The sequence below is a fragment of the Frankia sp. CcWB2 genome (assembly GCF_977927585.1).
Map to the genome: position 1 here is coordinate 1 of NZ_CDWRCM010000227.1, position 6,563 is coordinate 6,563.

Below are 6,563 nucleotides of genomic sequence, written 5' to 3' on the forward strand. Positions count from 1 at the left end.
CATTACGTGCCCTGGGGGGTGGGCACAGACGAGCAACCGAACCGGCACCAGCGGCCCGCGGTACGCACCAGGACGCAGGTGCGATGGGATGGCAGCTGCCACCATGCCGCATTGATCGTTTTCGTCTATCGTCGCGGAACATGAACAGCGGCCACGAGCATGAGCTCCCCACCCATGGCCACGCTCACGCCCACGGGCACGGGCATCATCACGGCGGGCACCCGCACGGCGGACAGCATGACCACCACGCGAGCGGGCGGTGGGCGCGGCTTCGTCACGGCCTGTCAGACCTGGCCGGAGGGCACAGCCACGATCCGGCGGACCAGATCGGCGACGCGTTGGAAGCCGACACCGCCGGCCGCCGCGCCCTCCTGATCAGCCTGGCCGGTCTCGGGCTGACCGCCGCCCTGCAAGCCGCCGTCGTGGCACTGTCCGGATCGGTCGCGCTCCTCGGCGACACCCTGCACAACGTCGCCGACGCGCTCACCGCGGTCCCCCTGCTCATCGCCTTCACCGTGGCGCGCCGCCCGGCCACCGCCCGGTTCACCTACGGCTACGGCCGCGCCGAGGACCTCGCCGGCCTCGCCGTCCTCGCGATGATCGCCCTGTCGAGTGCGCTCGCCGCCTGGGCCGCGATCGACCGCCTCCTGCACCCCCAGCGCGTCGACCATCTGGGAGCGGTCGCCGCGGCCGGGCTCGTCGGCTTCCTCGGCAACGAGATCGTCGCCCGCTACCGCATCAGGGTCGGCCATCAGATCGGCTCCGCCGCCCTCGTCGCCGACGGCCTACACGCCCGCACCGACGGTCTCACCAGCCTCGCGGTGCTCCTCGGCGCCGCCGGTGTCGCGGTGGGCTGGCACTGGGCCGACCCCACCATCGGCCTGGCGATCACCCTGGCGATCCTCGGCGTCCTACGCTCCGCCGCCCGCGTCGTCGGGGCCCGGCTCATGGACGCCGTCGACCCCGCCGTGGTCGCCGAAGCCACCAGGGCACTCCTGCACACCGAGGGCATCGAGGCCGTCCGCGAGCTGCGGCTGCGCTGGATCGGCCACACCCTGCGCGCCGAAGCCGACGTCACCGTCGATGCGAACCTGACCCTGACCGCCGCTCACGACCTCGCCCACGCCGCCGAAGCCCACCTGCTGCGCCGCATCCGCCGCCTGTCCGCCGCCACCATCCACACCAGCCCCGCCCACCACCACGCCGCCACGACGGTCCCCTAAGCCGCAACGCCGATCACACTCGATCACGGTGCCGCCGAAGCGGTGCTCAGTGCCCCGTGCTCAACTCAGTGCCCCATGCTCAGCCCGCCGTCCACGGGGATCAGCGCACCGTTGATGTAACCGGCCTGCGGGGAGGCGAGGAAGGCGACGAGGGCTGCGACGTCCTCGGCCTCACCCATGCGGCCACCGGGGATGCTGGCCGTGAGCTGCTCCCGCTGCGCCTCGGTCAGCGCGTCGGTCATGTCGGTCCGGATCGGCCCCGGAGCGACCACATTCGAGGTGATGTTGCGCGGAGCCAGCTCGCGGGCGAGGGAACGGGCGAAGCCGATCAGGCCGGCCTTGGACGCCGCGTAGTTGGACTGGCCGGGGCCGCCGACGGAGGCGACGACGGAGGAGATGAAGATGAGCCGACCCCGGCGCAGCCGCATCATCGGCCGGGAGGCACGCTTGGCCACCCGGTAGGCGCCGAGCAGGTTCGTGTCCACGACCTCCTGAAACGCGTCCTCGCTCATCGTCGCCAGCAGGGTGTCCCGCACGATGCCGGCGTTGGACACCACGATCTCCACCGGCCCGAGCTCGGCTTCGACCTCCATGAACGCCCTGTCGACGCTCTCGCTGTTGGCGACGTCCAGACGGACGCCCAGCATCCCCTCGGGGGCGGTGCCCCCGCGGCTGGCGACCGCGACCCGCTCACCCGCGGCCGCCAGGGCGGCGGCGCAGGCGGCGCCGATCCCCCGATTACCACCTGTTACCAGTGCGACACGACCCTCATTTGCGCCCATGAGTCGGATGGTAGCGGCCACCGCGTCGAATCCCGGTGTCCGCCGACGATGACGCCTCAACCGCCGACCGGCATCGGCTTGGCCACCCTCGCGATCCTCCCTGGTGCCGCCCCGAACCGGTCACGCGGACCGGTCACGCGAGCGGGATGGTCGACACAGGTGGAACGATCCGGGCGGGATGGTCGCTCGGGCGGGACGATCCGGGGGGACGATGCGCGCATGCGTCTGATGATCCGAGTTCAGCCGGGCGCCGGGCGGACCGCGGTGGGCCGCCGGCGCGAGGACCCGCTGCACGGCCCGCTGCTGGTCGTCCGGGTCACCGAGCCGGCCGTTGACGGCCGGGCCACCGAAGCCGCCCTGCGGGCCCTGTGCGCGGCGCTGCGGGTGCGCCGGGGAGACGTCCGGCTGGTCCGCGGCGCGACCAGCCGAGTCAAGGCCGTCGAGGTCGAGGTGGCACCGGTCGACGAGCCCGCGCTCCGGATCCGGATCGACGAGCTCGGCCGGGACGGCTGACCGCCGGGGCGGCAGTCCTGGCACGGCAGTCCCGGCATCACCGGGCTGACGCACGACGGCCAACGCCACCGCGATGGAACGCGGATGCTGAAATGGTACGGCCACCGTGGTGAAGGTGGGATACCGACGCGGACACACCATGTGACGGCGGCGGGCACCGCCGATCCGGCCGGCGGCGCAACCTCCGACCGGCACCGCACCACCGCACCACCGCACGTCCGGACTTTGGGAGGTCGGAGTCGTGGGACGTAGGCCGGTCATGCGCAGGCCCGATGTCAGACCGGTGGAGGCGGCGCACACGCGCTCCGGCCGGGGGGAGATGATCATTGCGCCAGACGGCGCCGCGGGGCCGGTCCCGGCCCGGTCCGTGGATCCGCCCGCGCCGGGGACCGACGGCCGGGTCACACACGACGACCAGACCGACGACCGGGCCCGCGAACACCGGGTCACCCACGAACGCCGGGTCACCCGCGACGACCGGGCCGAGGGCGGTCCGCCGGGAGCCGCCAGCCCCCCGACCGGACCGACGAACGGAGACGACGTCGTGGGAACCCAGACCTCGCCGGCCGCGGCCCAGGCCATCCCCGGGCCCCCAGACCCGGCCATGCCAGACCCGGCCATGCCGGGGCCGCCCGGTGGCGTACTCGACCGCGCCGCGCTGGCCGCCGTGGAACGGCGGCTGCGGAGCGTCGCGGCCCGGATCATCGACGGGGACGAACGCGCCGGGCAGCGGTCCGCGGTCGCCGCCGAGTCGGAACGGGCGGCCGTGGCCTCGGTGTCGAGCATCGCCACGGTGCTGTGGTTCGACGCCCTGCGCGCCGAGGACCGCGTCAGTGTGACTCCACGCGCCGCCCCGCTGATCCATGCCGTCCATCACGTCCTGGCGCACGCCAGGCCGACGGCTGAGGAGACGACGGCCGAGGAGACGGCGGCCGCATCACCCGTCCCCGCCGTCTACCGGCTCCCCCAGGCCCGGCCGGGTGAGATCCGTCCGAACGGGGTCCGTTCCGGGCCCGATGGTCGGCCGTTGCGTGCCCTCGGCGCCGGCAACATCGGACCGAGCGGGACGGTCTGGGCGGCGTTGGCCCGCCGTTATGCCGGGGAACGCTTCGACCGGACTCCCCAGGGTCGGCAAATCTGTCTGATCGACTACTCCGAGCTGCACGACCCGACCGTCTGGGAAACAATCACCGATGAGCGGATCGCCCATCTCGGCGAGCTGTTCTGGGTGGTGACGGTGTCCGGCTCCGCGCCGGCCGGACCGGTCGGCGGCATCGGCAAGCCCGCCCGCGCGGCGCGCATGTTCGAAGCCGCCGGCTGGCAGGTGCTCACCGTCCGGTACGGACGCGTCCTCGAGGCGCTCTTCCGGGCCCCCGACGGTCACGCGCTTCGCAACCGCCTCGACCAGCTCCCGATGGGCGAGTACCGCGCGCTGCTGCAGGCCCACGGAGCCGACCTGCGCCGCCGCCTCGCCGGGCCCGGCGCGTCCGGCGCCGGCATCAGCCGCCTGCTGGACACCCTCACCGATGACGAGATCCATGCCTGCCTGCGCGATCTCGGTGGCCACGACCTCCCCCTGCTGATCGACGCCTTCGATGAAGTCGCGGCGGACCGGCCCACGGTCCTGTTTGCCTACACCAGCGACGAGCTCGCCCGAGAGGATCGCTCCCACGGCGAACGGACCCACGGCGGACAGATCCGCAGCGAACAGATCCACAGCGGACGGACCGCCGGCCACGCGTCCGCGGCCCCGTCCGCCGGACCGGGCACGGCGCCGGCCGCCGGCGGTGGCACCCGCCCGGCCCTCCCGCCGGGAGACGACGCCGCGGCCCACCGCCTCGCCCAGCACGTCGCCGGTTACCTGGACCGGGTGCCGGTGCCGCTCGGCGCGGCCCCACCCGTGCCGACCGACTCCGACCACCGCTTCCCGGCATGGATCTCCACCCGGGAGGCGTTCGGCGAGATGCTGCGGGACCTACCCCGGCTCGCGCCCCAGGCGGCCGCCGCGGTGCTGACCATCAGCACGCGCAACGCCGACCCCGTCCTCGCCGGCTGGCTGGCCGCGGCGGACCGGACCGACGGGGAACAACCGGGCCGGCATGTGGCCGGAGGCCTGTCGGCCACGGCCTTCGGCGGGGTGCTGGCCTCACTGGGAGTAGCCTGGAGCCGCCAGGGTCTGCCGCTGCTGCCCGTCGGAGTCGCCGACGAGGTGGCGGTCGGACGGGTACTGCCCGGCTGGATGGCCGGCGCCACCGCGGACGCCCGATCGATGCTCGCCGTGGCGGACACCGGTCTCGACCCGGTCGTCCGCAACCTGGCCTGGAACGGTGGCAACGTCGTCCCCGCCCCGGTGGCCGCGACGTGGGAACCGGCCTTCGCGCACGATCCCGCCTGGTGCCTGCTGGCCGGCCTCGGCGGGCTGGCCCGCCTCGACGGCACCTCCTGCGTGATCCGGCTCTCCGCCCGCCCGGTCGATCAGCGCCTCGCCGAGGTCCCCGTGGACGCGCTGGAACGGCACCGACGCCGGGCCCTGGTCCTCGCCGGAGGGTACCGGCTCCACGAGGGCGGCCCCGACGCCGCGCTCACCCTCGTCGGGGTGGGTGCGGTCATGCCGGAGGTGCTGCACGCCGCGGCGGAGCTACGCGCCGGCCTCGGCCGAGAGATCACGGTCGTGTGCGTGACCTCCCCGAACGCGATGTTCCACGCGCTGCAGGCCCGGCGCGGGTTGGCCGAGGGTTCCGACGCCCTGCTCACCGAGGTGTTCCCCGCGGACCGGCGCACCCCGATCGTGACGGTGGTCGACGGGGACCCCCGTGCCCTGAGTTTCCTCGCCGGCGTCCACGGAGATCCCATCTCCGCCCTCGGTTCGAGCGCGCCACTGCCGGAGGCCTCCGGGCCGCCGGGAGGGCCGCCGGGGGACACCGACCCGGGCTCATCGACCTCCGGCGCCGCCGGCCACGCCGGCAGCGGCAACCTCGCCCGGCGGGACACGGCCTCGTCGCGGGACCGCCGTCGCCGCCCACCGGTGGAGCTGGACACGATCGTCGGAACGGCCCTGGACCTGCTGGACGAGACGGCCGGCTGATCCGGGCCAGACCCACCACACCCGGGCCCCGGGACGCCGGCCGCGCCCTGCCCCCGACGGCCAGCCGCGCTCAGACCCCGACGGCGTGCACGCCGCCGTCGACGTGGACGATCTCGCCGGTGGTGGCCGGGAACCAGTCCGAGAGCAGCGCCACGCAGGCCTGGGCGGCCGGCGCAGTGTCGTGGACGCTCCAGCCAAGCGGCGCCCGGCCGTCCCAGATCTCCTCGAACTGGCTGAAGCCCGGGATGCTCTTGGCCGCCATGGTCCGCAGCGGGCCGGCCGCGACGAGGTTCACCCGCACGCCCCGGGGTCCCAGATCACGGGCGAGGTAGCGGGTGGTGGAGGCGAGGCCGGCCTTCGCCACGCCCATCCAGTCGTACGACGGCCAGGCGACGGACGCGTCGAAGTCCAGGCCGACGATCGACGCCTTCTCAGCGAACAACGGTAGGGCGGCCCGGGTGAGCGACGCCAGCGACCAGGTGGAGATCTGCAGGGCGGTGCCGACCTCGGACCAGGCCGCCTCGACGAACGGCTTCCCACCGAGCACCGATTCAGGTGCGAACCCGACCGCGTGCAGCACGCCGTCCAGGCCGTCGACATGTTCGAGCACCTGCCCGGCCAGCACCGCGAGATGCTCTTCGTCGGTGACGTCCAACTCGACGACGGGCGCCGGGGTGGGCAGTCTCTTGGCGATGCGGCGGGTCAGCGACAGCCCCCGCCCGAATCCGCTGAGGACCACCGCCGCACCCTGCTCCTGGGCGATGCGGGCGACGCTGAATGCGATCGAGGCTTCCGTGAGAACCCCGGTGACGAGAACGCGCTTGCCTTCGAGAAGTCCGCTCATGGGCTGCATACTCCCAAACATCGCCGTCCCGGTAGCGACACCGCCGCCGGGAAGTCGCCCCCGCCGTCAGCGGCGGGTGCCGTCGCCCGCCCACCGTTGCCCGCTCGGCGCTAGGG

The 6,563-nt window shown here is 74.0% G+C and carries 5 protein-coding genes; 3 read left to right on the top strand and 2 right to left on the bottom strand.

Annotated features, from left to right (window positions below):
- Nucleotides 1-140 precede the first annotated feature (140 nt).
- The gene (locus ACY45C_RS18885) at nucleotides 141-1,223 is read left to right on the top strand and encodes a cation diffusion facilitator family transporter (RefSeq protein WP_462188906.1); all 1,083 of its coding nucleotides are present in this window, start codon (nucleotides 141-143) and stop codon (nucleotides 1,221-1,223) included.
- Nucleotides 1,224-1,288: 65 nt separating this feature from the next.
- On the opposite strand, the gene fabG is transcribed toward ACY45C_RS18885, so the two are convergent.
- Complete coding sequence (fabG, locus tag ACY45C_RS18890; protein ID WP_462188907.1) at nucleotides 1,289-2,005, bottom strand: 3-oxoacyl-ACP reductase FabG; 717 nt, start codon at nucleotides 2,003-2,005, stop codon at nucleotides 1,289-1,291.
- A 219-nt stretch (nucleotides 2,006-2,224) separates the two neighbouring features.
- Between fabG and ACY45C_RS18895 the strand changes: the two genes are divergently transcribed.
- Together ACY45C_RS18895 and ACY45C_RS18900 are read left to right on the top strand one after the other, a co-directional pair.
- On the top strand, nucleotides 2,225-2,518 hold the full coding sequence (locus ACY45C_RS18895) for a DUF167 domain-containing protein (protein ID WP_462188908.1): 294 nt from the start codon (nucleotides 2,225-2,227) through the stop codon (nucleotides 2,516-2,518).
- Nucleotides 2,519-2,759: 241 nt separating this feature from the next.
- Nucleotides 2,760-5,603 (top strand): pyruvate dehydrogenase, encoded by a 2,844-nt coding sequence (locus ACY45C_RS18900; protein ID WP_462188909.1) that lies wholly within the window; start codon nucleotides 2,760-2,762, stop codon nucleotides 5,601-5,603.
- A 70-nt stretch (nucleotides 5,604-5,673) separates the two neighbouring features.
- Here ACY45C_RS18900 and fabI read toward each other — a convergent pair whose 3' ends face one another.
- Complete coding sequence (gene fabI / locus ACY45C_RS18905) at nucleotides 5,674-6,447, bottom strand: enoyl-ACP reductase FabI (RefSeq protein ID WP_462188910.1); 774 nt, start codon at nucleotides 6,445-6,447, stop codon at nucleotides 5,674-5,676.
- Between the last annotated feature and the right edge of the window lie 116 nt (nucleotides 6,448-6,563).

Coding starts and splice junctions, on each gene's coding strand:
- ACY45C_RS18885 (WP_462188906.1), top strand. CDS start 141: ATGAACAGCGGCCACGAGCATGAGCTCCCCACCCATGGCCACGCTCAC.
- fabG (WP_462188907.1), bottom strand. CDS start 2,005: ATGGGCGCAAATGAGGGTCGTGTCGCACTGGTAACAGGTGGTAATCGG.
- ACY45C_RS18895 (WP_462188908.1), top strand. CDS start 2,225: ATGCGTCTGATGATCCGAGTTCAGCCGGGCGCCGGGCGGACCGCGGTG.
- fabI (WP_462188910.1), bottom strand. CDS start 6,447: ATGAGCGGACTTCTCGAAGGCAAGCGCGTTCTCGTCACCGGGGTTCTC.